This window comes from Pseudomonas sp. AP42 (assembly GCF_001728935.1).
GTDB lineage: Bacteria > Pseudomonadota > Gammaproteobacteria > Pseudomonadales > Pseudomonadaceae > Aquipseudomonas > Aquipseudomonas lactis.
This window is the reverse complement of the sequence record NZ_LYSO01000043.1, coordinates 22,585-46,338: the sequence shown is the minus strand read 5'-3', so window position 1 is coordinate 46,338 and position 23,754 is coordinate 22,585. Positions and strand designations below refer to the sequence as shown.

Genomic DNA, 23,754 nt, shown 5'->3' with positions numbered 1-23,754 from the left:
CGGGGCGCCTAAGATCAAAAGCAGAGCAAGATCAAGAGCGGCTCGCTTCGCATCCTGGTTACCGTCTGCTGCTACAGCCCATAAGTTGTGTAGATACCTATGGCCATCGCAGGCAAGCCAGCTCCCACATGTTGACCGAGGTTGCGGTTAAGTTAAATCCAGTGATCGCCGCTACGTTTAATCCTGAAGAGCAGGAATGTCACGACGTCGACTTTTTTTCGTCATGACGGCACTTTAGGCTGGGTTCGCAGGTCATTAATCTGCAACCGCTTTCAACATGAAGAAGGAGTCCACCATGGACGATTACCAGGAAGAACTGCTGGAGTACCAGGCATTCGAGCTAGACCCACTGGACCCAGCCGACGATGCTACCGAGCTGTAACACCGACTTCAGGCGGAGTGTCGCTGACTGCGGCGAAATTCCCCTGGGGTCTGGTTGTTCCAGCGCCTGAAGGCCCTTTGGAAGGCTTGGGCCGAAGCAAAACCGAGCAAGTAGGCGATCTCGCCGAACGCCAGTTCCGTGTCGCGAATGTAGGTCATGGCCAGGTCGCGACGGGTGTCATTGAGAATCGCGCGAAACTGCGTGCCTTCCTCGGCCAGTTTGCGCCGCAATGTCCAGGTGGGCAGCTTCAAGCGTGCCGCCACTTCTTCAAGGTCGGGTTCCCGGCCGCCATTGAGCATCGGCCCGAGCAAACGGGTAATGCGCTCGCGCAGGCTGCGGGTGCGGGTCAACTGCTCTAATTCCCTTTCACACAGCTGTAGCAACAGGTGCCAGGTGCTTGGGCAGTGCTGTGGGTTGCGCAGCGCCAGGGTGGGTTGGTTGAGGCGCAGTTGATTGACCTCGGCGCCGAAGTGCACCACGCCCTCTCCCAGTACCCTGTAGTGATCGTGGTAGTCCGGCGCGTCGAATTCGATTTCAATTCGTTGTGCCTGCACCGGCTGTTGCGCCAGGCCCGAGAGTTGCTGCAGCCAGCCGGCGATGATCGAATCCACCACAAAGCGGTTGTAGGCGTTATAGGGGCTGATGGAATAAAACCGCAGCCACGCGCCTTCGGCGTCTTCATGAAAGCTTGATTGCCCGCGATAGTTGGAACCGTACAGCGCTTCAAAGCGTGTGAGCGTCCTTGCGGCTTCGCGCACCGTGGGCGCTTGGGCGGCGGTGACGCCGGCAAGGCCGGCCTGGCTCAAGCGGCTGAGCTGGCCCATGCGCAAGCCGAGGCCGGGGTTGCCGGTCAGTTGGATGGCCGCGTGGCCCAGGCGCATGTAGCGCGGGATCGACAGGCGTGCGCCGGCTTCAGCCAGGCGCGCCGGGTCGAGGCCGTATTGCAGCAGTAGGGGCTGTGGGTCCAGGCCGTGGCTGTGGATGGCGTCGGCCAGGGTGTGCACGAAGCCCACCGACAGATCCCCCAGGCGCACCGGCTTCAAGGCGCTACAGCCAGATATTCAGCAGGCGCGCACCACGGGCGTCGCCATCGGCGAAGACTTGCCCATTGCGGCTGAGGAAACTCTGGCCGGCGCTGCCCAGGTCCCAGAACTGCCCGCGCAGAAAGACGCTCATGCCTGCGGTGGCTTGGCTGACGGGTGGCTGGCTGATCAGCGTGAGGCGACGCCAGGCTGCGCCCTCGCTGGTTTCTTCAGGCTTGAGGCTCACTTCTGACGGCGTGGATACGCTCTTGAAGCCACGCCACGGACGCTCCCAGGTGTCGCGGCCGGTGACAAAAGCCGGCACCGCGATCAATTGCGCGCCTTGCTCGTTGAGCTTGCGGTAGTTGTCCGGGTACCAGCTGTCACTGCCCACCAGGATGCCCAGGCGCCCGGCGGGAGTATCGACAACGTTGACGACATGCTCATCACCCGGCTCGATAAAGCCCCGCTCATCGTAGATCGGGTAAAGCTGGCGCTGCGGCTGGCCCAGCGGCAAACCGTCGGCGGCAAACACCACGCTGGCGTTGTACAGCGCGCCGTGGCCGATCTCCAGTTGCCCCTGAATCACGCTTGGGTTGGGCAAGGCAATGGAACCGGCCACCAGGGTCACGCCAAATTCTTTGGCGAGGCCGCCAAACAACACTTGATAGTCGCGGGCCATGGCCGGGGCTTTCATGCGCAGGTACGCATCATCCATGCGGTTGTCGCCGGTGGCGCTGATCCAGGCTTTGGCAAATTGCAGCGGGTTGCTGATCGACAGCCAGTTCATGGCGTCCTTGAGATGAGCGGCCTGGTACAGCTCATTCTTTTCGCCGCCGAGCATCAGCCAGGTGCCGATATGCTCCGGCAGCACCACCACGGTTTTGGCGTTGATCAGCCCCAGGTCCCGAGCGTTTTGCAGGTAGGCCGACAGCTTCAGGTGCAGGCGTTCCAGGCTCTGGTAATCGGCAGGGAACAGCTCCGGCTGGATGCCCAGCAGGTTGCCCCGGTCGGCCGGTTCGCCCTCATTGACGGCGAGGGTGATGCGCAGGTCGGACAGGTAATGCGCCACGGGGCGCTCCTGGGTCCAGACCAGATACGCGGCGAGGGAGGCAACCAGGGCCATGATGACGGTCAACGCTAGAAGTTTACGCATGGGGCAACAGACAACAGACCAGGTGCAGGGTTCGCGACTAGGGTAGGGCCCATGGCGTGGCTTGCCAAGGGGCGCTGTGCATTTGGATCAATAACTTGTCAGTTTCAGTCATTGAGCCGTGGTCCACCGCCTTTTAGTCTGTGGGACATAAACCGATGGCACGCCGTTCGAGTGCGCCACGTCCCGTGATGATCCGTTGTGGAGCTGTACCATGACCGCTGCTGCCTACCCGCACCTGCTGGCCCCGTTGGACCTGGGTTTTACCACCTTGCGCAACCGTACCCTGATGGGCTCGATGCACACTGGCCTGGAAGAAAAGCCCGGCGGTTTCGAGCGCATGGCCGCTTACTTTGCCGAGCGCGCCCGTGGCGGCGTGGGCCTGATGGTCACCGGCGGCATTGGCCCCAATGATGAAGGCGGCGTGTATGCCGGTGCGGCCAAGCTGACCACCGAAGAAGAGGCGCGCAAGCACAAGATCGTCACCCAGGCCGTGCACGACGCGGGTGGCAAGATCTGCATGCAGATCCTTCACGCCGGGCGTTACGCCTACAGCCCCAAGCAGGTGGCGCCGAGCGCTATCCAGGCACCGATCAACCCGTTCAAGCCCAAGGAATTGGATGAAGAGGGCATCGAAAAGCAGATCCAGGATTTTGTCACCTGCTCGCTGCTGGCCCAGGTCGCCGAGTATGACGGCGTCGAAATCATGGGTTCCGAAGGCTACTTCATCAACCAGTTCCTCGCCGCCCATACCAACCATCGCACCGACCGTTGGGGCGGCAGTTTTGAAAATCGCATGCGCCTGGCGGTGGAAATCGTGCGCCGTGTACGCGAAGCCGTAGGCCCGAACTTCATTATCATCTTCCGCCTGTCGATGCTCGACCTAGTGGAAGGCGGCAGTGTCTGGGAAGAGATCGTGCAGTTGGCCAAGGCCATCGAACAGGCCGGCGCGACGATCATCAACACCGGTATCGGCTGGCATGAAGCCCGTATCCCGACCATCGCCACCAAAGTGCCCCGTGGTGCGTTCAGTAAGGTCACGGCCAAATTGCGCGGTTCGGTGCAGATCCCGCTGATCACCACCAACCGCATCAACACTCCGGAAATCGCCGAGCAGATCCTGGCTGAAGGCGACGCCGATATGGTCTCGATGGCGCGGCCGTTTCTCGCCGACCCCGAGTTCGTCAACAAGGCCGCCGCTGGGCGCGCCGATGAGATCAATACCTGCATTGGCTGCAACCAGGCCTGCCTGGACCACACCTTTGGCGGCAAGCTGACCACCTGCCTGGTCAACCCGCGGGCGTGCTACGAAACCGAACTCAATTACCTGCCGGTCAAACAGATCAAAAAGGTCGCGGTGGTCGGCGCCGGCCCTGCGGGTCTGGCCGCTGCTACTGTGGCCGCCGAGCGCGGGCACCAGGTGACCTTGTTCGACTCCGCCAGCGAGATCGGCGGCCAGTTCAATATCGCCAAGCGCGTGCCGGGCAAGGAAGAGTTCTTCGAGACCCTGCGTTATTTCAACCGCAAATTGCAGACCACCCACGTCGAGCTGTGCCTCAACACCCGTGTAGACGTTGCGCAACTGGTAGCGGGTGGTTATGACGAGGTGATCCTGGCCACCGGCATCGCACCGCGTACCCCGGCAATTCCGGGTGTCGACAACGCCAAGGTGTTGAGTTACCTGGATGTGATCCTTGAGCGCAAGCCGGTGGGCAAGCGCGTGGCGGTGATCGGCGCCGGAGGCATCGGCTTTGACGTGTCTGAATTCCTCGTGCACCAAGGCGTCTCCACCAGCCTGGATCGCGAGGCGTTCTGGAAAGAGTGGGGCATCGACACTCAGCTGCAAGCCCGTGGCGGCGTGGCCGGGATCAAACCCGAGCGCCATGCGCCGGCCCGTGAAGTGTTCCTGCTGCAACGCAAGGCTTCCAAGGTGGGCGATGGCCTGGGCAAGACCACGGGCTGGATCCACCGCACCGGCTTGAAGAACAAGCAGGTGCAGATGCTCAACAGTGTCGAGTACCTGAAGATCGACGATGAAGGCTTGCATATCCGCATCGGCGCCGAGGGCGAGCCGCAAGTCCTGGCGGTGGACAATATCGTCATCTGCGCCGGCCAGGACCCGCTGCGCGAATTGCACGACGGCCTGGTGGCTGCCGGCCAGAACGTGCACCTGATCGGCGGCGCCGATGTGGCGGCCGAACTGGACGCCAAGCGCGCCATCAACCAGGGCTCACGCCTGGCTGCAGAGCTGTAAGGCACCAAGCGGGGCGGTGGTAGACTACCGCCCCTTTTTCATTCCGATACCTGCCGATGGGCCCTTTTGACTGGCTTCCTCATGCGCCCCTTGAACCCTTGCAGCTGGACTGGCTGAACGGGGTCGGGTTGGCCGTGCTGCGCCTGGACCGTATCGACCCGCTGATCAGCGGCAACAAGTGGTTCAAGCTCACCGAACACCTGGCCCAGGCCCGACGCGCTGGGGCCACCGGTGTGATCAGTCTCGGCGGCGCTTACTCCAACCATTTGCATGCACTGGCGGCGGCGGGCAAGCGCTTTGGTTTTCCCACGGTCGGCCTGCTGCGCGGCCATCCTCAAGACACCCCTACGGTTTTCGACCTCAAAGCACTTGGCATGCAACTGCATTGGCTCGGTTATGGCGGTTATCGGGCGCGGCATGAAGCGGGTTTCTGGCTGCCTTGGCGCGAGCAGTATCCTGGCTTTCATCCGATACCCGAAGGCGGCGGGGGGCTGGCTGGTGCTCGGGGCTGTGGCGTGTTGGTCGAGCAGGCGCGGGCGCAGTTGGGTAACCTCGGTTGGAGCGATTACGACGCCTGGTGGCTGGCGGCAGGTACCGGCACGACGGTGGCGGGGCTGGCGCTGGCGGAGGCGGGTGGGCATTGGGTGTATGGCGCTATGGCGGTGCCGGATGACCACGGTGTGGCGCAGAACGTGAATGCCATCGTGCAGGACGGTTATGCATTGCTGGACGCCAGCCGCGGTGGCTTTGCCAAGGTCGATCCGCTGTTGCTGGACTTCATTGAGCGCACCGAACAAGCGTGCGGCCTACCGCTGGAGCCGCTCTACACCGGCAAGGCGCTGTTGGCGTTGAAACAGCAGGTCGAGGCCGGACGCTTCACCCCCGGCACGCGCCTGATCTTCATCCACACCGGCGGCCTGCAAGGCCGCCGAGGCTTCAGCGACTGGCGCAAACCTCTTGTGGGAGCTGGCTTGCCTGCGAAAGCCATAGGTATCTACACAACTTCGGTACGACGCTGAACCTGTGGCGAGGGAGCTTGCTCCCGTGACGGCCTGACAGCCGACGCTGATCTGGCTGAGGCACGGCGATCCAAATGTGGGAGCTGGCTTGCCTGCGAAGGCGGCCTGACAGTCAACGCAGTTGGACCGTGTACATATCCATTGCTGCGGTAACGGCCACTTAGGGTTCCGCTCTGACAGCGGGTCACTTTTGGAAGGACCCAAAAGTAACCAAAAGGTCCTCGCCCCACCACTCGGCACCTCGCTTAGGCTCGGTGTGCCCGTAATCCGCCAGTGATTTGGGGGGCCGCCGCCACGCGCCATCCATGGCGCGTGGCGGCTAAACCGGCATCCCTGCCGGTTTACCCCCCAAATCACTGTCGAATTCCGGCCAGCGTGGTTTAACGGGGCGCCTGAGATCAAAAGCAGATCAAGATCAAGAGCGGCTCGCTTCGCATCGTGGTTAGCGTCTGCTGCTACAGCCTACAAAGTTGTATAGATACCTATGCTGCGAAAGCGGGAGTGCAGTAAGAGATACTGTGACTGACACACCGCCTTCGCGGGCAAGCCCGCTCCCACAGGGGAGTTGCGCTTAACTGATGGCCTAAGTTCAGTCCATGAATGGGTTAAAGCCTCCTTCCAGCCGGCATCATGCGCAGCGCCGTGTTATCGCGCATCACGTAATGATGAAAGATCCCCGCCAACGCGTGCAGCCCAATCAGCCAGTAACCGACCTGGGCGAACAGCACATGCCAGCCTTCAATCTCTTTGGCCAGTGCCTTGTTCTCAGCGATCAATGGCGGCAATTCCATCCCATAAAACATCACCGAATGCCCTTTGGCACTGACGATCAACCAACCGGCAATCGGCAACCCGATCATCAACGCATACAGCGCCCAGTGCATCAGCTTCGCCAGCAGGCTCTGCCATTGCGGCGGTGCCGGCACGATCTTCGGCGCCACCCCCAGGCTGCGGGCAAACAGGCGCAGCCACACCAGCACAAACACGGTAAGGCCGAGCATAAAGTGCATTTCAACAATCAAGGTGCGCGCACCGCTGCCTTTGGGGAATTGGCCGCGCAGTTCAATGCAGGCGTAGACCACCGCCAGCAGCACCACCATCAACCAGTGCAACGCAATCGACATGGTGCTGTAGCGTGTATCGGAATTTTTCCACGGCATCGCTGTGTTCCTCACTCATCAGGGCATACCTCCATTCTTTAGCGATGGAGTGCATTAACTCTATGCCTGTTTTGAGCGCTGCGCTTGTTGCCAATGCCGTTGTCTTGACCTCGGTCAGTAGGCCTGCGGCATTTCCCCGCGGGCCAGGCGCTGGTTGATGTCGCTGATGACCCGCGGCAGGTCGGTAATGGTGTCGATCAGATAATGCGGGCGCGACCCTTCGAACATCGCTTCGATGCGCTGGCGCTCGCTGGCCAGTGTGTCGCTGTCCAGGACGCGGAACTGCTCGTAGGTAAGGCCCAGCGCGTTGCCCGAGCAGGTCAGGGCCACCGTCCACATGCCGGCACGTCGGCCTTCGAGAATGCCCGGCACGGTGTCATCGACCTTCACGCAGGCCGCCACATCATCGATGCCCAGGGCGATCACGTTGGCCAGCGCCTGGGCCGGCCATGGTCGGCCGTTGGGCACTTCGTCAGTGGCCACGACGTGGTCGGCGACGTAGCCGTTGGTGGCAGCCAGGGCCACGACCTTGTCCATCACCTGCTTGGGGTAGCCGGAGCAGGAACCGATCTTGATACCTTGGCCGCGCAGGGCGGCGATGGTGTCGAGGGCACCGGGGATCAGGGCCGAGTGTTCGGCGATCTTCTCGATCTGCAGCGGCATGAAGCGCTGGTAGATGGCGGTCACGTCGTCGTCGGTGGGCGTGCGGCCGAACGCCTGGCGGTAGCGTTCGGCAACCTGCGGCTGGTCGCAGAGGGTGCGGATATGGTCCCACTTGCCCATGCCCATCGGGCCACGGGCCTCCTCGATAGACACCTGCACGTCGAACTCGGCGAAGGCCTCGACAAAGATCTGCGTAGGGGCGAAGGAGCCGAAATCGACCACCGTGCCGGCCCAGTCGAGGATAACGGCCTGGAGGGTGTTGGGGTTTTGATAGTTCATGGTTCAGATCCTGTGGGGTAATAACATTCATCTATGTAGGAGCGAGCTTGCTCGCGAAAAACATCCAGGCACCGCGTTGACTCAGGATGCCCGCGCTATCGTTAACGTGCTTCGCGAGCAAGCTCGCTCCTACACATTTCTTGCAGCACCTCGGCGATGGCCTTGACCGCTGCGCGCATGCCATCGGCGTCGACATGGCCGATGCAGCCCACGCGGAAGGTTTCCACCTGGGTCAATTTGCCCGGGTACAGAATGAAACCCTTGGCCTTGACCCGTTCGTAGAACGCTTTGAACTGGTAGCGCGGGTCGTCGGGGGCGTGGAAGGTGGCGATGATCGGCGCCTGGATCGCCGCCGGGAGAAAGCTGCGCAGGCCCAGTTCGGCCATGCCGTCCAGCAATGCCTGGCAGTTGTTCGCATAGCGCCGGTGACGGGCGGGCAAGCCGCCTTCCTCGGCGTATTGCAACAGTGCTTCATGCAGGGCGGCGACCACGTGGGTGGGCGGAGTGAAGCGCCACTGGCCGGTCTTGACCATGTAGCTGTGCTGGTCGAACAGGTCCATCGCCAGGGAATGGCAGTTGCCCTGGGCGGCGGCCAGCGCGGCTTTTTCGGCAAAGACAAAGCCCATGCCCGGTACGCCTTCCAGGCATTTGCCCGAGGCGGCGATCAGCGCGTCGAAGGGGACTTCGCGGGCGTCAATCGGCAGCGCGCCGAAGGAACTCATGGCGTCGATGATCAGGCGCTTGCCGTGGCGTTTGACCACCTCGGCAATCTGCGCCAACGGGTTGAGAATACCGGTGCTGGTTTCGCAATGAATCAGCGCGACGTGGGTGATGGCGCTGTCGGCGTGTAACAGGCGATCCACATCGGCGGCAGTGGTGGGCTCGTCTTCGGCGGTTTCAAAGGTGCTGAATTCGCGGCCAAGCACCTCGCAGATTTTCGCCAGGCGCTTGCCGTAGGCGCCGTTGATCAACACCAGCACCTTGCCATTGCGGGGGACCAAGGTGCCGATCGCAGCTTCGACGGCGAAGGTGCCGCTGCCTTGCAACGGCACGCAGTGGTGGCTGTCGGCGCCGTTGAGGATTGCCAGCAACTGCGTGCACACGCTGGCGGTGAGCTGGTTGAAGCGGTCGTCCCATGAGCCCCAGTCCACCATCATCGCCTGGCGGGTACGGTTCGATGTGGTGAGGGGTCCGGGGGTCAACAGGATCGGCGCGGCAGGGGTCATGTCAAATCCTCGCAAGGTGTCGGGGGTCAAGCTACGGCGCCTAAATTGCAGTTTGGCTTGTCATCAATCAAATTGTTTGTTGTTATGCGAGCTATCAGTGAGGCCGATAGCTATGAACCTGTTTCAACTGCGCGCATTCGATGCCGTGGCCCGTGAGGGCAGTTTTACCCGTGCGGCGGCTCGGCTGTTTATCAGCCAGCCGGCGGTGACCGGGCATATCAAGGCGCTTGAGGAGCACTACCAGATCCCGCTGTTGCGTCGCACCGCACGCCGGGTGGAGTTGACCGAGGAAGGTGCGCGCCTGGCGGCCATCACCCGCGCTATCTTCGGCTTGGTCGACGAGGCGCAAACCATGTTGGAGGCCAACCGCCAGTTGCTCACCGGGCGCCTGGAAGTGGCGGCGGATGGCCCTCACTTGGTCATGCCGATGATCGCCAGCCTGCGCGCACGCTACCCCGGCATTACCGTGAATCTGCGTTTGGGTAATGCTCAGGAAACTCTGGCGGCGCTGCTGTCCGAACATGCGGATGTGGCGGTGCTCACCGAGGTGGAACCGCGCAATGGCCTGCACTTGCAACCCTTGGACGAGTCACGGATTTGCGCCTTGGTGCCGGCCGCGCACCCGTGGGCCAAGCAGCGCAAGGGTATTGAACTGGCGCAGTTGCATGAGGTGATCATGGTGCTGCGCGAGCCCAGTTCCATCACCCGCCGTACCTTTGATGACGCGTGCCTGGCGGCGAATGTGCAACCCAAAGTGCTGTTGGAACTCGACAGTCGTGAAGCCGTGACCGAAGCGGTGGCGGCAGAGTTGGGGGTGGGTGTGGTGTCGTCGATGGAGGTCAGCCCGGACCCGCGTGTACAGGCGGTGCCGATCCTCGGCGATGGCCTGCTGAACCAGCACATGCTCGGCTGCATGGAGCGCCGCCGCTCGCTGCGCTTGATTCAGGCGTTTTTCGAGTTGGCGTGAAGGCTTTCACGTACGATCTCCAGGAAGGTCGCGACCACGCGGCGTGAACTCTGTTCTTTCAGGCACACCAGGGTTTCTTTCATGCGTTGGGTGCAATCGCGGATGGGCATGGCGTACACCCGCGCGTCGGCGCCGAACTCTGCCGCCGACACCACGCCGACGCCAATCCCGACCACCACCGCTTCGCGGGCGGCTTCGCGGCCTTCCACCTGGATGGCCGGGCGAATGCGCAGGCCGGCCTGGCGCATTTCCTGCTCCAGGGTCTGGCGGGTGACCGAGCCGGTTTCCCGCAGTACCAGCGGGGTGTCATCCAGGTCGGCCAGGCAGATTGATTCGCGCCCGGCCCAGGCATGATCCCGTGCGACAAAAGCCAACAGTTGGTCGTCGGGCAGCGGCACTGACAACAGGCGCGCATCATCGACATCGCGCCCCAACAGCGCCAGGTCGGCCTGATAGTTGTAAAGACGCGACAGCGACTCGTCGGTATTGCCGGTTTCGATTTTCACGCTGATCCCAGGGTAGCGTTGGCAGAAGCGCGCGATCTGCGGCAATACGTGCACGGGCGCATCCACCGCCAGGGTGAGGGTTCCGGTGAGCAGGGCACGCGAATCCTGCAGCAATTCTTCGGCTTCGGCCTCGATCACAAACAGGCGTTGGGTAATGGCCAGCAGGCGTTCACCCAGATCGGTCAGGCGCACCGAACGCTTGTTGCGGTGAAACAGCAACACGCCGAAGCGCTCTTCCAGTTTGCGCACCTGGTCGGAAATCGCAGGTTGGGTCAGGAACAGGCGTTCGGCGGCCCCGGTAAAACTGCCGTGAATGGCCACCGCATGGAAGGCTTTGAGCTGGGCATGGGAAACCGACATGGCACATCCTCTTAAAAGCTGAACTTATATTTGAAATACGATAAATCGATTTTACCTATGAGTCAGCCATTGCTTTGATGCTCCTCAGTCGCCGTAGGTTGAGTCCTACAACCACGGCGATCATGGGCGCAGGCACACCGCACCCATCTGACCAATGCCGCGCTATTCAAGGCCCGGTATTGCAGTGCTCAACCATAAAAACAACAGGCGTTTTCTTTCGATTCTGCCGGCACACTCACACCTGAGGTCAGAACCACCATGAATATCCCTATGGGTAGCATCAAGCGTTGGCGCGTGCAGATTTTCGCGATTACCTGGCTGGCGTACGCCGCTTTCTATTTCACCCGCAAAGCCTTTTCGGTGGCAAAGCTGGGGATTGGCGACGACCCGAGTTTTACCCTCGACAAAATGACGATGGCCAACCTGGATGGCCTCTACCTCGCCGCGTATGCCGTGGGCCAGTTCACCTGGGGCATGCTTGCCGACCGCTTCGGGCCACGGGTGGTGGTGCTCGGTGGCTTGCTGATTTCTGCGGCTGCGGCGCTGGTGATGGGCACCTTTGCCACGTTGCCAATCTTTGTCACCTGCATGTTGATACAGGGCTTGGCCCAGTCCACTGGCTGGTCGGGGCTGTGCAAGAACCTCGGCAGTTTCTTCCCGGCCCAGCAGCGGGGACGGGTGCTGGGGCTGTGGAGTTCGTGTTATGCGTTTGGCGGGTTGGTTGCGTCACCGTTTGCCGGTTGGTGGGCTTATACGCTGATCGGCAGCTGGCATGCGGCATTTATTTCCAGTGCCGCAGTGGTGGCCGTGGTGGCCGTGCTGTTCTTTATGTTCCAGCGCAATACTCCACAGGATGTGGGTTTGCCGGCAGTCGAACCCGAGCCGGTGTTGAGTGCCGAGCAGTTGGCCGCCGAGCAGCGCGTCAGCGTACTCGAACCCCTGCGCGCGATCCTGCGCAATCGCACGGTATTGACCCTGGGACTGGCGTACTTCCTGCTCAAGCCGGCGCGCTATGCGATTCTGTTGTGGGGCCCGGTGATCGTCTACGAGCAGATGCCGTCGGTGGGCAAGGTCGGCGCCGCCATCGTGCCCACCGCGTTTGAGTTGGCCGGTTTGCTCGGGCCGGTGTTGATCGGCCTGGCCTCCGACAAGCTGTTCGGCGCGCGGCGCATGCCCGCCTGTGTGCTGAGCCTGTTGGCGCTGACGGTTGCCCTGGCGTTGTTTATGGGCGCGCTGCACACCGGCAGTGTAGCGCTGGTGATGACCTTGCTGTTTGTCATGGGGCTGACGCTGTATGGGCCGGACTCGATGATCAGCAGCACGGCGGCCATCGACTTCGGCACCGCCAAGGCCGGCGCTACCGCTGCGGGCTTTGTCAACGGCTGCGGTTCGGTGGGGGCGATCCTGGGTGGTTTGCTGCCAGGCTATTTCGATACCGTCACGGTTTTTATCGTGTTTGCCGGTGCGGCACTGTTTTCGTCGCTGGTGCTGATGCCCTACTGGAATGCCAGGCCCGCCGTACTGGCCCAGGCCGGGGATTTTGTGCCGGACCGCAATGCGGTGATCAAACCCCTGCGCACCTGAGTACCCTGGCCGGTTTTTTGGTGGAACGAAGCGTTCTCGCGCTATAAACTCTGCCCCCAAAGCGCCGGCCAGTAGACGTTTGGGCGCGATGGAAATAAGAGAGTGAGTCATGGGCGCACAGTGGAAAGTCAAACATAAAGAAGCGGCAGCCAATGCCAAGGGCAAGATTTTCGGCAAGCTGGTGAAAGAAATCACCATCGCCGCCCGCAACGGCGCCGATACCTCCACCAACGCGCACCTGCGCCTGGTGGTGGAACAGGCCAAAAAGGCCTCGATGCCCAAGGAAACCCTGGACCGCGCGATCAAGAAGGGCGCCGGTTTGCTCGGTGAAACCGTGCAATACCACCGCGTGACCTACGAAGGTTTCGCGCCGCACCAGGTGCCTTTGATCGTCGAGTGCGTGACTGACAACATCAACCGCACCGTGGCGGAAATCCGCGTGGCCTTCCGCAAGGGCCAACTGGGCGCTTCCGGTTCGGTGGCGTGGGATTTCAACCATGTCGGCCTGATCGAAGCATCGCCGGACACCCCGGACGCCGATCCGGAAATGGCCGCCATCGAAGCAGGCGCCCAAGACTTTGAAGAGGGTGAAGAAGGCGCCACCTTGTTCATCACCGAAACCACCGACCTGGATGCCGTGCAGAAGGCCTTGCCGGAGCAGGGCTTCACCGTGCTGTCGGCCAAGCTGGGTTATATCTCCAAGAACCCGGTCAGCGGTTTGACCGATGAGCAGATGGCAGAAGTCGAGGCGTTCCTGGAAGGCCTGGACAACCATGATGATGTGCAGGATATGTTTGTCGGCCTGGCGGGCTGATGTTTATCTGAGTACACGCGGTCAACCTGTGGGAGCGGGCTTGCTCGCGAATGCGGTGTGACAGTCAACAGATGTATTGGCTGTGTTCCACCGCATTCGCGAGCAAGCCCGCTCCCACATTGGTTTAGTGGTGTTGCATAGATTCGAGCAAGACCTCAATTGCTTCAAAGCCCGGCCGCGCCAGCACATCCGGCTGGCAGCAGCGTTGTTGCAGTGCCTGCAAGCTTTCGTCACTGGCCTCAGCCCGCTCCAACAACTCCCCCAGCAACACCCCGAACGCGCGCACTTCAATACGCTGCAGCGCACGGGTTTCCAACGTGTCCGCCGTGGCATGGAAGGACGCCGCGCCAAAGTCTCCCAGCAAGCAATCACCCTCTGCGTTCCACAAAATATTGTGGCCATACAGGTCACCATGGGTAATGCCTTGGCGATGCAGGTGCGCCGCCACCGAAGCGATGCCCCGTGCCATGCGCAGTGCCACCTCCAGGCTGAAACGGGTGGTGGGTGCGTAGACATCCCGCGTGCACGACGCCAGGCTCGGCAGGGCCGCGAGGTTGCGGTAACTCGGGTCGATCAGGTCCATCACCAGGGCGGCCTGGTTGTCGGGGTGGCCGATGACGCGTCCTTCAACCTTGATCAGGTTGGGGTGCAGCCCGGCGGCGATGCAGGCTTGCATTTCATGCAGCGGTGAACCGTCGCTGGTGATGGTGCCTTTGTACAGCTTGACCGCAACCGGCAACGCCCGGGGTTTCCACAGCGCCTTGCGAATGATCCCCGAGGCACCTTCGCCCAGGACTTCGCCCATTTCCAGTTCCTGCCAGGCAATGTTCGGCGTCGCCTCATCACTGCTTACCTGCACGGCCATTTCCACCGGGTTGCCGGCGTAGGCCAGCCAGGTCAGGCTCGGCAGGGACAGCAGCCATTGCGGCAGTTGGGTGAGGCGGTTGGAGGCGATGCGGATCAACTCCAGGTTTTGGCATTGGGCCAGGCTTGGCGGCAGGTCGGTCAACTGGTTACCGGCCAGCATCAACTTTTGCAGCAAGGGACGTTGGCCCAGCTCATCGGGCAACTGGCTGATGCAGTTATCGGTGAGGATCAGCCAGCGCAACAGCGGCGGCAGGGCGGCGGCGGGTACCTGGCTGATCTGGTTGGCCTTGAAGCCGATCATGCTCAGCTTGGCGCACTGGCCCAGGCATTGCGGCAGTTCGGTAAAGGCGTTGTCCGAACAGAACAGCACGCGCAGGTGCGTCAGGCGGTGCAGGTCGTCGGGCAGGCTGCTCAGGGCGTTGCCGGTGAGGTTGAGGATTTCCAGCGAGTCGGCCAGATCGAAAATTTCCCGGGGGAACTCGGTCAGCCCGCAGGCCAGGTCCAGGCGTGTAGCGCCGGCCAATTGGCCAGCCATGAGTTGGGCGAGGGTATTCATGCAGGGCGCGGTGCTCGGAAGAGGGCGTAAAAGGCGCTCATGATAGCGGCTCGGGCGCGGTTTGCGGGCACAGGGTGTGCAATTGGCGCAGGCGACTGGCGGTGCGGGCGAGGTCGATGGCCTGGCCTTCCAGGCATGTATCCAGGGGCTGGTGGCCGATCAGCGTCAGTTGCTTGTCCTGGTCGTAGAGCACGTCTACCAGGTTGATAAAGCGCTGCTGCACGGCGATAGGGCATTCGGCCAACTGCGGCAGGCCGTCGATGATCCAGTGGTCGAAGTCCTGGCACAGCAACAGGTAGTCCATGACCGCCGTGAGTTGTTCGCACAGGTCGTTGAAGGTGAACGTGATGGTTCGCGCCTGATGGCCTCGGCACTTTAACTGCCGAGTGCCGACCTTCAGGGTGTGCGCCGGGCAATCTGTGGCAGGCAGGCCCAGGCTTTCACGCTGGCCAGCCGTACCTGGCCAGACGTACTGGCCGCCCGTGAAGCGCTGTTGCGCGTGGGTCTGGGCCAGGCTGCGAAAGTCCTGGGGCGCACTGACTTCCAGCACGTCCATGCGCGCGGCGATCAGTTCGATCACCGGTTTGAAGCGCTCGTGGTACAGCGGGTTGGGCAGCAATCCTTCCGGCGGGTAGTTGGAAGTCACCAGCACCAGCACGCCGCGCTGGAACAGGGCCTTGAACAAACGGCTGATGAGCATCGCATCGCCGATATCGTGCACATGGAATTCGTCGAAACACAGCACTCGGCAGCCGGCCAGCAGCTCGTCCAGCGTGACGCCCAGGGCATCGTCATGCTCGCGGTGCAGGAACATGCCCTGGTGCAGCCGGGCGAAGAAGGTGTGGAAATGCACGCGCTGCTTTTGGGCGATGGGCAGTGCCTGGAAAAAGCCGTCCAGCAGCCAGCTTTTGCCACGCCCCACCGGGCCATGCAGGTACAGGCTGCGCGTGGCCTGGCCGTTGAGCAGGTGCTGGGCCTCGCGATTCAGGGCGCTAATCGCCCGGATTTGCCCATCACTGAGGGTATAGCCCTGTTGTTCGGCTTTTTTCTGAAAATACGTCGGAATAAGTGAGGCGTCCGAGGCGTCGGTTTTTTTACCCAGCAGGCGCTGGAGCAGGGCAAGCACGGCCAAGAATAAACACTCTGTATTACGGTGGTCGCTCACTGTAAGACGCTCGAAACCATTTGACCAATAGCGAAGGACCCCAAGCCTTGCAAACTGGCACTTTCGGGTTAACTGGCTAACCTCATACACAGTTGTTACCCCTGTATAAGGAATTGGGGCTGTGAAGGGACCGGCGGTATTGGCAGTCATGGGCACGATGCTCTGCAACACGGCTTTTGCTGCGCAACTCCAAGTAGAGGTGCGTATCGACGTGCAGCGGGGTTGCCAGTTGGTGGGCACCACCCGCAGTGCGGGCATCGAGCAACTTGGCGTATTGGATTTCGGCAGCGGCCCGCGTCTGGATGACCCGGCCGGCCCCCTGAGTGCGGCCCTGATCAGCCAGCGCCAGCCGCGCCTGGAATGTAACCCCGACACGCCTTATCAGGTGCGCGTTGACGGTGGCCTGCATGGCGGCGTCGGCGAAGTGCGTTATCTCGCCAATCCGGCACCCTCCAGCCGGCCCATTCCCTATCGAATCTATGCCGACGCCGCGCGGCTGATCCCCTTGCCGGTGGACGTGCCCGTCAGTGGCCGCGTGCCAGACACCGGCTCTGTAGACCTGCCGCTGTATGGGCGCATCGAACCGCTCAAGGACATCCCCGCCGTCGGCCGTTATTCCGACCTGCTCAAGGTCACGGTCACATGGTAAGCCGCTACCTGGCCGTGACGGCCCTGGGCGGCCTGCTGTTGCTGGCGGATGACGTGCAGGCGGCGGTGGTCAACGGCCAGGTCCACGCGCGGTTGGTGATCACCGCCAGTTGCGAAGTGAGCAAGGGCGTGGAAACCGCGCCGGTCACCCCCGAGGGCGGCACCGCGCTGTTGGACTTTGGCAGCCAGGGGCCGACCTGGAACGAGACCTTGGACGCGGCGATTTCCGATGGCGACAAGGCGCCGCTGTCGGTGTCCTGCAACCCCTCGGTGGTCAGCAGTTTCACGGTGACCATCGACGGCGGCGCCAACGGCGACGGCACCACACGGCGCCTGAGCAATGGCCGCCAGACCATTCCCTATCGACTCTCGGCTGACCCCCAGGGGCGCAGTGCCTACCGCATCGGCCAGCAACGCAATTTCGTCGTGACCCAGGGCACCCAGGTACCAATCCCGGTATTCGGCTCCGTGGTGGCGAATACCAGGGCCCTACCGGCCGGCATCTACACAGACACCCTGACGGTGACTCTGGATTGGTAAACCATGAGGATGGATATCATGCATGTACTTGTATCGCGAATCGGCCTCTGTGCCCTGGGCCTGGGGCTGGCGTCCAGCCTGAACGCGGCGACCACGGTGACCGGGCAGATCAGTTCCAGCCTGACCTTGATCGCCAGTTGCCAGGTCAACGGCTCTGGCGCGGCCACCGGGCTGAATTTCGGTAGCTTGAATTTCGGCACCACCAACAGCCTGTTTACCAATGCCGACGCCCAGTTGCTCGGCGGCACCGGTACCGGCGGGGCGTTGTCGATCCTGTGTTCGGCTGGCACCGCGCCAACGATCAAGGTGCGTGCCGGCGCCCACGATGGCGCTTCCCCCGGTGGCACCCGAGCGTTGGCCGATGGCGTGGGTAACTTCGTGCCCTACGATTTTTACACCGACAGTGGGCGGTCAGCGCTGTTGGCGATTGACGGCGTGGTGACACTTGCCACCAGTACCGGCGTGGCACAGACCGTCAACCTTTACGGCCGGGCGGTGGGCAAAGCGGGGCTGCCAGCGGGCACCTACACCGACACGGTGGCCGTGGAACTGACGTTCTAACGATGTGGCCCAGGGTGTTGCTCGCCGTCGGCCTGGCGATGCCGTTGCCGCTGTCGGCGGTGGTCAACCAGAGCTTCCAGGTGAGCGCGACCATCACGCCAGGTTGCCTGATCGTGGGCGGCGGCTCCAACTACGGCACGTTGGCCTACGGCAGCTATTCGGCCCTGGCCACCAGCACGGTGACGGCGGCCCTCACTGGCGGTGTAACCCTGCAATGCACGCCGGGCGTGGCCCTGAGCATGAGCGTCGATGGCGGCCTGCACAGCAGCACTGGGCGCAACTTGCAGCTCAACAGTGGCAGCGCGCGAGTGGCATACCAATTGTTTCGCGATGCGGCGTTCAGCCAGAGCCTGGGTATCAGCCAGAGCGTCAGCGTGACGTACAGCGATGCGAGCAACATCAGCCTGCCGATTTACGGGCGGGTGGTTTTACCGGGCAATCAGCCTGGGGGGACGTACAGCGACACGCTGCAGGTGCAGCTGACGTGGTAGGGCTAACGGTTTTAAGGAGGGGTGTTATGGGGTGTGCTTTGCGACGGTTATGGACCGCGGGTTTCGCCTTGGGGGCGTTGTGTACGGCGGGGTTTGGACAGGCGGCCAGTTCGGTGCTGATCTGGCCCATCGACCCGGTGCTGGAGGCCGACCAACAGGCCAGCGCGCTGTGGCTGGAGAACCGTGGCACCGAGACCGCCAACCTGCAGATCCGCGTGTTTGCCTGGAGCCAGAATGGCTTTGACGAGCAGTACCAGAACCAGCGCGATGTGATCGGCAGCCCGCCGGTGGCCAAGATCGAGCCGGGCCAGAAGCAACTGGTGCGCCTGACCCGCACCCGGGAAGTGCCGCCGGGGCAGGAGTTGGCCTATCGCATCATCATTGACGAAATCCCCTCGGCGCTGCAGGTGCCCACGCCGCCGGAGGGCAAGAACACAGCGGCGGCGATTCGCTTCCAGATGCGTTATTCGGTGCCGTTGTTTGCCTACGGCGCCGGCTTGTGGAGCAAGGACGACGCTACCCGCCAGCGCGACCCCAAGGGCGCGGGCAAGCCGCAGTTGAGCTGGCAAAAGGTCAACGTGGCAGGGCGCAACTACATCGAGGTGCGCAACCAGGGCGCCGTGCATGCGCGGCTCACCGATGCGTCATTCAAACAGGGCGGGCAGACGCGGCCGTTGGTGGACGGTTTGCTCGGCTATGTGCTGCCGGGCGCGAGCATGCGTTGGCCGGTGCCGGACGCCGTATCGGCCGACCAGCCGTTGCAGGTGCGGGTCAACGGCGCGCCGCAACTGGAGAGCCTGGCGCCCAAGCGATAGCCGTTATGTAGCGCAACGGGCACGCGCCCGGGTTTTAACAGGATGGAGATGTCCATTGAAGGACACAACGCCATGGTGAGTCGTGGTTGGGCTCGGGTTTTATGGCCGTCGGTGGCAGTAGCAAGCGGGCTGTGGGGCGCAGCGATGGCAGGCGACTTGCCGCCGCCGCCCGGCAGCATGGAGGCAGTTGCCAATGCACAGCTGTTTCTGGAACTGGTGGTCAACCAGATGGACACCGGACGCGTCATTGCGGTCGAGCAGCGCGCTGGCCAGCTGTTTGTGCCGGCCAGTGCGTTGCAGGACGTGGGCATGAAACTGCCCGGTGAGCCGGTCGGCAGCGTAGCCCTGGACCAAGTGCCGGGCCTGCACAGCGACTACGACAGCAACGGCCAGCGCCTGTTGCTGGATGTGCCGCCCTCGTGGTTGCAGGAACAGTTCATCGGCAACCGCAATACCTATCCGCGCACCCAGGCCATGAGCAGCTTCGGCGCCTTGCTCAACTATGACGTGTATTTCAATGACACCGACGACGGCGGCAGTTACCTCGCGGCCTGGAACGAAGTGCGGCTGTTCGACACCTGGGGCACCTTGTCCACCACCGGGCAACTGCGCCAGACCCTGTCCGATGGAATCAGCGGCGGCACCCTCAACAATGGTTATCGGCGTTACGACACCACCTGGCGCTTTTCCGATGATGAACGCCTGCTGACCTACGAGGCTGGCGACGTGATCAGCGGCGCGCTGCCCTGGAGTAGCTCGGTGCGCCTGGGCGGGGTGCAACTGTCCCGGGATTTTGCCGTACGCCCCGACCTGGTCACGTACCCCTTGCCGCAGTTTGCCGGTGAGGCGGCGGTGCCGTCGTCGGTGGATCTGTTTATCAACGGCTACAAATCAGACACCGCGCAACTGCAACCCGGCCCCTACACCTTGACCAACATCCCGTTCATCAACGGTGCCGGCGAGGCCGTGGTGGTCACCACCGATGCCCTGGGCCGCCAGGTGTCGACCACGGTACCGTTCTACGTCACCAGCACCTTGCTGCAACAAGGCTTGACGGATTTTTCGCTGGCCGCCGGTACCTTGCGCCGTGACTACACCCTGCGGGATTTCGGCTACGGCCCGGGCGTGGCCAGTGGCACGTTCCGCTATGGATATTCCGATAACCTGACCCTGGAGAGCCACGCCGAAGCCTCCAGCGACCTGACCCTCGGCGGGCTCGGCGGTAACCTGCGCCTGGGCAACTTCGGCGTGCTCAATACCGCCCTCAGCCAGAGCCAGTTCGACAGCCGCACGGGCCAGCAACTGAGCCTCGGTTACCAGTACAACAGCACGCGCTACAGCTTTATGTACCAACGGGTGGAGCGCCGCGACGACTATGCCGACCTGACCCTGGTCGATACCCCTTACGCCAGCCTCAGCAAGCGCAGCGAGCAGGTGACCCTGAGCCTCAATCTCCAACGTTTCGGCAGCCTGGGCTTGGGCTATTTCGACGTGCAGGCCGCGGACGACTCGCGCACGCACCTGCTTAACCTGAGCTGGAGCAAACCGTTGTGGCGCAACACCAGCTTTTATCTGTCGGCCAATCGCGAAATCGGTGACAGCAACTGGGCCATGCAGGCGCAACTGGTCATCCCGTTCGACCTCAACGCCAGCCTGGCCTTGAGCGCCGAGCGCAGCAAGGACGGCGCCAGTCGCCAGCGCATCAACTACAGCCGCGCGGTGCCCAGCGAAGGCGGGGTGGGCTACAACCTCGGCTATGCCCAGGGCGATGCCCCCAGCTATCGGCAAGCCGACCTGACCTGGCGCTTGCAGTCGGTGCAGTTGCAGGCTGGTGTGTACGGCAGCAGCGAGGCCATGACGCGTTGGGCGGACGCCAGCGGCTCGCTGGTATGGATGGGCGGCGAAACCTTTGCCGCTAACCGTATCAATGACGCGTTTGTGGTGGTGAGCACCCAGGGTTTCGCCGGGATTCCGGTGCGTTACGAAAACCAACTGGTGGGCCAGACTGACCGCAACGGCCATTTGCTGGTGCCGTGGAGCAGTGCCTATTACCGCGGCAAATACGAGATCGACCCGTTGAACCTGCCGGCGAATGTGCAAAGCCCCAATGTGGAACAGCGCGTGTCGGTACGCCGGGGCAGTGGTTACTTGCTGGAATTCCCCCTGCGCCGGGTGCTCGCCGCAAGCATCACCCTGGTGGACCGCCAGCACCAGGAATTGGCGCTGGGCAGCCTGGTAATGCACGAGCAAAGCAACACTCAGGCGGTGGTCGGCTGGGATGGCCTGGTGTATCTGGAAAACCTCAGCGCCCACAACACCTTGCAGGTCACTTTGGGAGAGGGCCGCACTTGCCAGGCAACCTTCGATATTGATGAGCAGCAACAGGATGTGCCCTTGATCGGGCCGTTAGTGTGCCAATGAGGGATTGAACAGGGAGTGTTCAGGTGAGGGGCAGCGTAGGGTTGTATGGCGTAGGTGTGTTGTTTTGCGGGCAGGCCATGGCGGCGTGTTCGGTGGTGTCCACCGTGCCGGCCAGTTTTGGTTCGATCAGTTCGATGACGGTGCGTACCGCCGCGCAAACCAGCTCTACGACAAACTCGGGCTTGAGTTGCACCCCGGCATTGATTTCGTTGCTGGTACCCACTGACCACTTTTACGCCACGATCACCTCCACCCAAAGCGGCATGGTCGGGCCGACCGGTGATGTGATCGGCTACACGATTTACGGCAACAACAGCACCAGTTATCCCATCACCCGTGGTGCGCAGTTCGATTTCGGCGGCGCTGGCGGCATCGCCCAGAGCATTGGCCTGGTCACTGGGCCCGGCGCGAAAACCGTGCCGCTGTACCTGAGCAGCATCACCGGCAGCAACGTCGCTGCCGGGGTGTACACCGAGACATTGAGCATCGCGTGGAACTGGAACTATTGCTCGGGAGTCGGCATTGGCGGCGCCTGCCTGGGACGTGACACTGGCAGCGGCACGGCGTCCCTGACCGTCAGCATGACCGTGACCAACGACTGCCAGATCACCGCCCCGAATATCAGCTTTGGCAGCGCGCCGGTGGTCAGTGGGTTTACTGCGGTGACCGGGCAGACCATCAACATCGCCTGCACCAAGGGCAGCGCCTATACCGTGGGCTTGAGCGATGGCCAGAACCCGGTGAGTGTCGGTGGTCGGCGGCGCATGATTTCCGGCAGCAACTACCTGGCCTATGACATTTTCCAAAGCGCCGGCACCACGCGTTGGGGCAGTGTCGGCACGGCGCGGCGGGCCAGTTCCACGGCCGAGGTCAACCCTGGCAACGGCTTGGGCGTCGGTAGCCAGGTGTTCAACTACAACGCCAAGGTCTACACCGACCAGCCCACGCCACCGGCCGGCACCTATCTGGACAATGTGGTGCTGGATGTTGGTTTCTAGAACTGCGTCTGCAGCGCGGCGGCCTGATCCACCGGGCTGACCATCGCATAGTTGTAGCCCCCGCCCGACCAGTAGTCGGCCTGCAAGCCATCGGCACTGCGGCTGCCGCGAGGCAGGAAACCGTTGTTCGGGCCCGGCGGGCGGATATAGAAGCTGATGCGCCGGCCTTGGGCGTCCTGGTACAGCACCATGGCTGCCGCGCCTTGGTCGGTGGTGAGCAGGCGCCCGCTGACCGGCTTGAAGCCGGCTTGGCTGAGGTCGGGCAGGCGATGGGCCTGGTTGAAATAACGGTCGAGCCAGGCCTGCATGGTGCCACGGTCCTGGGCGTTGTAGTCGGCGGGCATGATGCCGTCCTGGGCAAACAGGCGGTAGGCCTGCATGGCGTCGGTCATCGGCAGCAGCGGCGGCTGGGTGGCTTCGCGGGCGTGCCAACCGCCAAACCCGCCGAGGCTCACGGCGATCAGCAACAACGCCGCCGTGGCCAAGTGCCGACGGGACTGTTTCTTGATGCGCTGGCGAATCAGCGCCGGGTCCAATGCCGGGTTGTGCGGCTGTTGCAGGGCGCCGCTCAGCGACGCACGCAGCAACTGTGCATCCTGTTGCCAGGCCTGTACCTGGGCCGCCACTTCGGGGTGGCTGGCCAGCCAGGTTTCAAGCACACGGCGATCGCTGTCCAGCAATTGGTGATCGACGTAGGCGTGTAAATCGCGTTCGCTGGGGGGCAGGCTGATCATTTGAGTCTCCGCAGGGAAGGGCCGGTCATTTCGCCATCGCTGAGTTGACGCAACGCTTGGCGCGCGCGGGACAGGCGTGACATCACGGTACCGATGGGCACCTTGAGGATCTCGGCCACCTCCTTGTAGCTCAAGCCTTCGACAGACACCCACAGCAGCAGGGCGCGCTGTTCGGTGTTCAGTTGGTCGAAGGCTTGCAGGGTGGATTGGGCCAGCACCGTGCGTTCCACCGAAGGTTGCTCGTCATCTCGACCGGTGAAAAATTCGAGCATGCGCGCATAGCGACGGCTGCGGCGGTGGGCGTCGAGGAACTGGCGGTACAGGATCGAAAACAGCCACGCACGCAGGTCGCCCTCGATACGTTTATCGGCCCAGGCAACGATGGCGCGCTCCAGGGTCGATTGCACCAGGTCATCGGCGCTGCTGCTGTTGCGCGTCAGGGACACGGCAAAACGCCGCAACCTGGGGATGAGTTCACGTAACTGTTCGTCGAGTTCATGCATGGGATGAGTCTACTCACTTGTGTTGAGGTAGACGTCGGTCTGTGTAGGTTATTCCATGAACTGTGC

The 23,754-nt window shown here is 62.5% G+C and carries 23 protein-coding genes; 13 read left to right on the top strand and 10 right to left on the bottom strand.

Going from position 1 to position 23,754, the window contains the following annotated elements:
• Positions 1-227: hypothetical protein (locus tag A7K61_RS33330; RefSeq protein ID WP_218188550.1), on the top strand; the 227-nt coding region annotated here is incomplete at its 5' end.
• Between the two features lie 163 nt (positions 228-390).
• On the opposite strand, the gene A7K61_RS16935 is transcribed toward A7K61_RS33330, so the two are convergent.
• Both A7K61_RS16935 and A7K61_RS16930 read right to left on the bottom strand, forming a co-directional pair.
• Positions 391-1,425: an AraC family transcriptional regulator gene (locus A7K61_RS16935; protein WP_047711201.1), complete on the bottom strand. Its 1,035-nt coding sequence runs from the start codon at positions 1,423-1,425 to the stop codon at positions 391-393.
• A 4-nt stretch (positions 1,426-1,429) separates the two neighbouring features.
• Positions 1,430-2,560: a carbon-nitrogen hydrolase family protein gene (locus tag A7K61_RS16930; protein WP_069557976.1), complete on the bottom strand. Its 1,131-nt coding sequence runs from the start codon at positions 2,558-2,560 to the stop codon at positions 1,430-1,432.
• A gap of 211 nt (positions 2,561-2,771) precedes the next feature.
• Between A7K61_RS16930 and A7K61_RS16925 the strand changes: the two genes are divergently transcribed.
• Together A7K61_RS16925 and A7K61_RS16920 are read left to right on the top strand one after the other, a co-directional pair.
• Positions 2,772-4,811, top strand: a complete 2,040-nt coding sequence (locus A7K61_RS16925; RefSeq protein ID WP_069557975.1) for an NADPH-dependent 2,4-dienoyl-CoA reductase — start codon at positions 2,772-2,774, stop codon at positions 4,809-4,811.
• A 56-nt stretch (positions 4,812-4,867) separates the two neighbouring features.
• On the top strand, positions 4,868-5,830 hold the full coding sequence (locus A7K61_RS16920; protein WP_256557898.1) for a 1-aminocyclopropane-1-carboxylate deaminase/D-cysteine desulfhydrase: 963 nt from the start codon (positions 4,868-4,870) through the stop codon (positions 5,828-5,830).
• Between the two features lie 605 nt (positions 5,831-6,435).
• Here the strand turns inward: A7K61_RS16920 and A7K61_RS16915 are convergent.
• From A7K61_RS16915 to A7K61_RS16905, 3 genes are all read right to left on the bottom strand, one after another.
• On the bottom strand, positions 6,436-6,990 hold the full coding sequence (locus A7K61_RS16915; protein WP_069557974.1) for a cytochrome b: 555 nt from the start codon (positions 6,988-6,990) through the stop codon (positions 6,436-6,438).
• Between the two features lie 114 nt (positions 6,991-7,104).
• The gene (phnX, locus tag A7K61_RS16910; protein WP_069557973.1) at positions 7,105-7,932 is read right to left on the bottom strand and encodes a phosphonoacetaldehyde hydrolase; all 828 of its coding nucleotides are present in this window, start codon (positions 7,930-7,932) and stop codon (positions 7,105-7,107) included.
• Positions 7,933-8,033: 101 nt separating this feature from the next.
• Complete coding sequence (locus A7K61_RS16905; protein ID WP_069557972.1) at positions 8,034-9,158, bottom strand: 2-aminoethylphosphonate--pyruvate transaminase; 1,125 nt, start codon at positions 9,156-9,158, stop codon at positions 8,034-8,036.
• 112 nt (positions 9,159-9,270) lie between these two features.
• Here A7K61_RS16905 and A7K61_RS16900 point away from each other — a divergent pair, with 112 nt between their 5' ends.
• Entirely contained in the window at positions 9,271-10,125 is an 855-nt protein-coding gene (locus A7K61_RS16900; RefSeq protein WP_047711196.1) for a LysR substrate-binding domain-containing protein, read from the top strand.
• Here the strand turns inward: A7K61_RS16900 and A7K61_RS16895 are convergent.
• On the bottom strand, positions 10,101-10,991 hold the full coding sequence (locus tag A7K61_RS16895; protein ID WP_032896540.1) for a LysR substrate-binding domain-containing protein: 891 nt from the start codon (positions 10,989-10,991) through the stop codon (positions 10,101-10,103). The genes A7K61_RS16900 and A7K61_RS16895 overlap by 25 nt on opposite strands.
• Before the next feature lie 258 nt (positions 10,992-11,249).
• Here A7K61_RS16895 and A7K61_RS16890 point away from each other — a divergent pair, with 258 nt between their 5' ends.
• Entirely contained in the window at positions 11,250-12,575 is a 1,326-nt protein-coding gene (locus A7K61_RS16890; RefSeq protein WP_069557971.1) for an MFS transporter, read from the top strand.
• A gap of 109 nt (positions 12,576-12,684) precedes the next feature.
• The gene (locus A7K61_RS16885; protein WP_044274673.1) at positions 12,685-13,389 is read left to right on the top strand and encodes a YebC/PmpR family DNA-binding transcriptional regulator; all 705 of its coding nucleotides are present in this window, start codon (positions 12,685-12,687) and stop codon (positions 13,387-13,389) included.
• Between the two features lie 124 nt (positions 13,390-13,513).
• Here A7K61_RS16885 and A7K61_RS16880 read toward each other — a convergent pair whose 3' ends face one another.
• Both A7K61_RS16880 and zapE read right to left on the bottom strand, forming a co-directional pair.
• A complete protein-coding gene (locus A7K61_RS16880; RefSeq protein WP_069557970.1) occupies positions 13,514-14,812 on the bottom strand; it encodes a protein kinase in 1,299 nt (432 codons plus the stop codon).
• Between the two features lie 37 nt (positions 14,813-14,849).
• Positions 14,850-15,944, bottom strand: a complete 1,095-nt coding sequence (gene zapE / locus A7K61_RS16875) for a cell division protein ZapE (protein WP_069557969.1) — start codon at positions 15,942-15,944, stop codon at positions 14,850-14,852.
• A 190-nt stretch (positions 15,945-16,134) separates the two neighbouring features.
• Between zapE and A7K61_RS16870 the strand changes: the two genes are divergently transcribed.
• The 7 genes from A7K61_RS16870 (at position 16,135) to A7K61_RS16840 (ending at position 22,451) form a co-directional block, all read left to right on the top strand.
• Positions 16,135-16,626 (top strand): spore coat U domain-containing protein, encoded by a 492-nt coding sequence (locus A7K61_RS16870; protein WP_169918422.1) that lies wholly within the window; start codon positions 16,135-16,137, stop codon positions 16,624-16,626.
• A complete protein-coding gene (locus A7K61_RS16865; RefSeq protein WP_069557968.1) occupies positions 16,620-17,165 on the top strand; it encodes a spore coat protein U domain-containing protein in 546 nt (181 codons plus the stop codon). The genes A7K61_RS16870 and A7K61_RS16865 overlap by 7 nt, the downstream gene beginning before the upstream one ends.
• 18 nt (positions 17,166-17,183) lie before the next feature.
• Positions 17,184-17,726, top strand: coding sequence for a spore coat protein U domain-containing protein (locus A7K61_RS16860; RefSeq protein ID WP_003192220.1), 543 nt, complete (start codon positions 17,184-17,186; stop codon positions 17,724-17,726).
• Between the two features lie 2 nt (positions 17,727-17,728).
• Positions 17,729-18,217 carry a spore coat U domain-containing protein gene (locus tag A7K61_RS16855; RefSeq protein WP_032896551.1) on the top strand — a complete coding sequence of 163 codons (489 nt, stop codon included), beginning with the start codon at positions 17,729-17,731 and terminating at the stop codon, positions 18,215-18,217.
• A gap of 26 nt (positions 18,218-18,243) precedes the next feature.
• Positions 18,244-19,032 (top strand): molecular chaperone, encoded by a 789-nt coding sequence (locus A7K61_RS16850; protein ID WP_032896553.1) that lies wholly within the window; start codon positions 18,244-18,246, stop codon positions 19,030-19,032.
• A 72-nt stretch (positions 19,033-19,104) separates the two neighbouring features.
• Positions 19,105-21,453, top strand: a complete 2,349-nt coding sequence (locus A7K61_RS16845) for a fimbria/pilus outer membrane usher protein (RefSeq protein ID WP_069557979.1) — start codon at positions 19,105-19,107, stop codon at positions 21,451-21,453.
• 77 nt (positions 21,454-21,530) lie between these two features.
• On the top strand, positions 21,531-22,451 hold the full coding sequence (locus A7K61_RS16840) for a spore coat U domain-containing protein (protein ID WP_069557978.1): 921 nt from the start codon (positions 21,531-21,533) through the stop codon (positions 22,449-22,451).
• Here the strand turns inward: A7K61_RS16840 and A7K61_RS16835 are convergent.
• Together A7K61_RS16835 and A7K61_RS16830 are read right to left on the bottom strand one after the other, a co-directional pair.
• Entirely contained in the window at positions 22,448-23,185 is a 738-nt protein-coding gene (locus A7K61_RS16835; protein ID WP_069557967.1) for an anti-sigma factor, read from the bottom strand. The two genes, A7K61_RS16840 and A7K61_RS16835, sit on opposite strands and share 4 nt — an antisense overlap.
• The gene (locus tag A7K61_RS16830) at positions 23,182-23,688 is read right to left on the bottom strand and encodes an RNA polymerase sigma factor (RefSeq protein ID WP_069557966.1); all 507 of its coding nucleotides are present in this window, start codon (positions 23,686-23,688) and stop codon (positions 23,182-23,184) included. Before A7K61_RS16830 ends, A7K61_RS16835 begins: the two co-directional genes overlap by 4 nt.
• Positions 23,689-23,754: the final 66 nt, after the last annotated feature.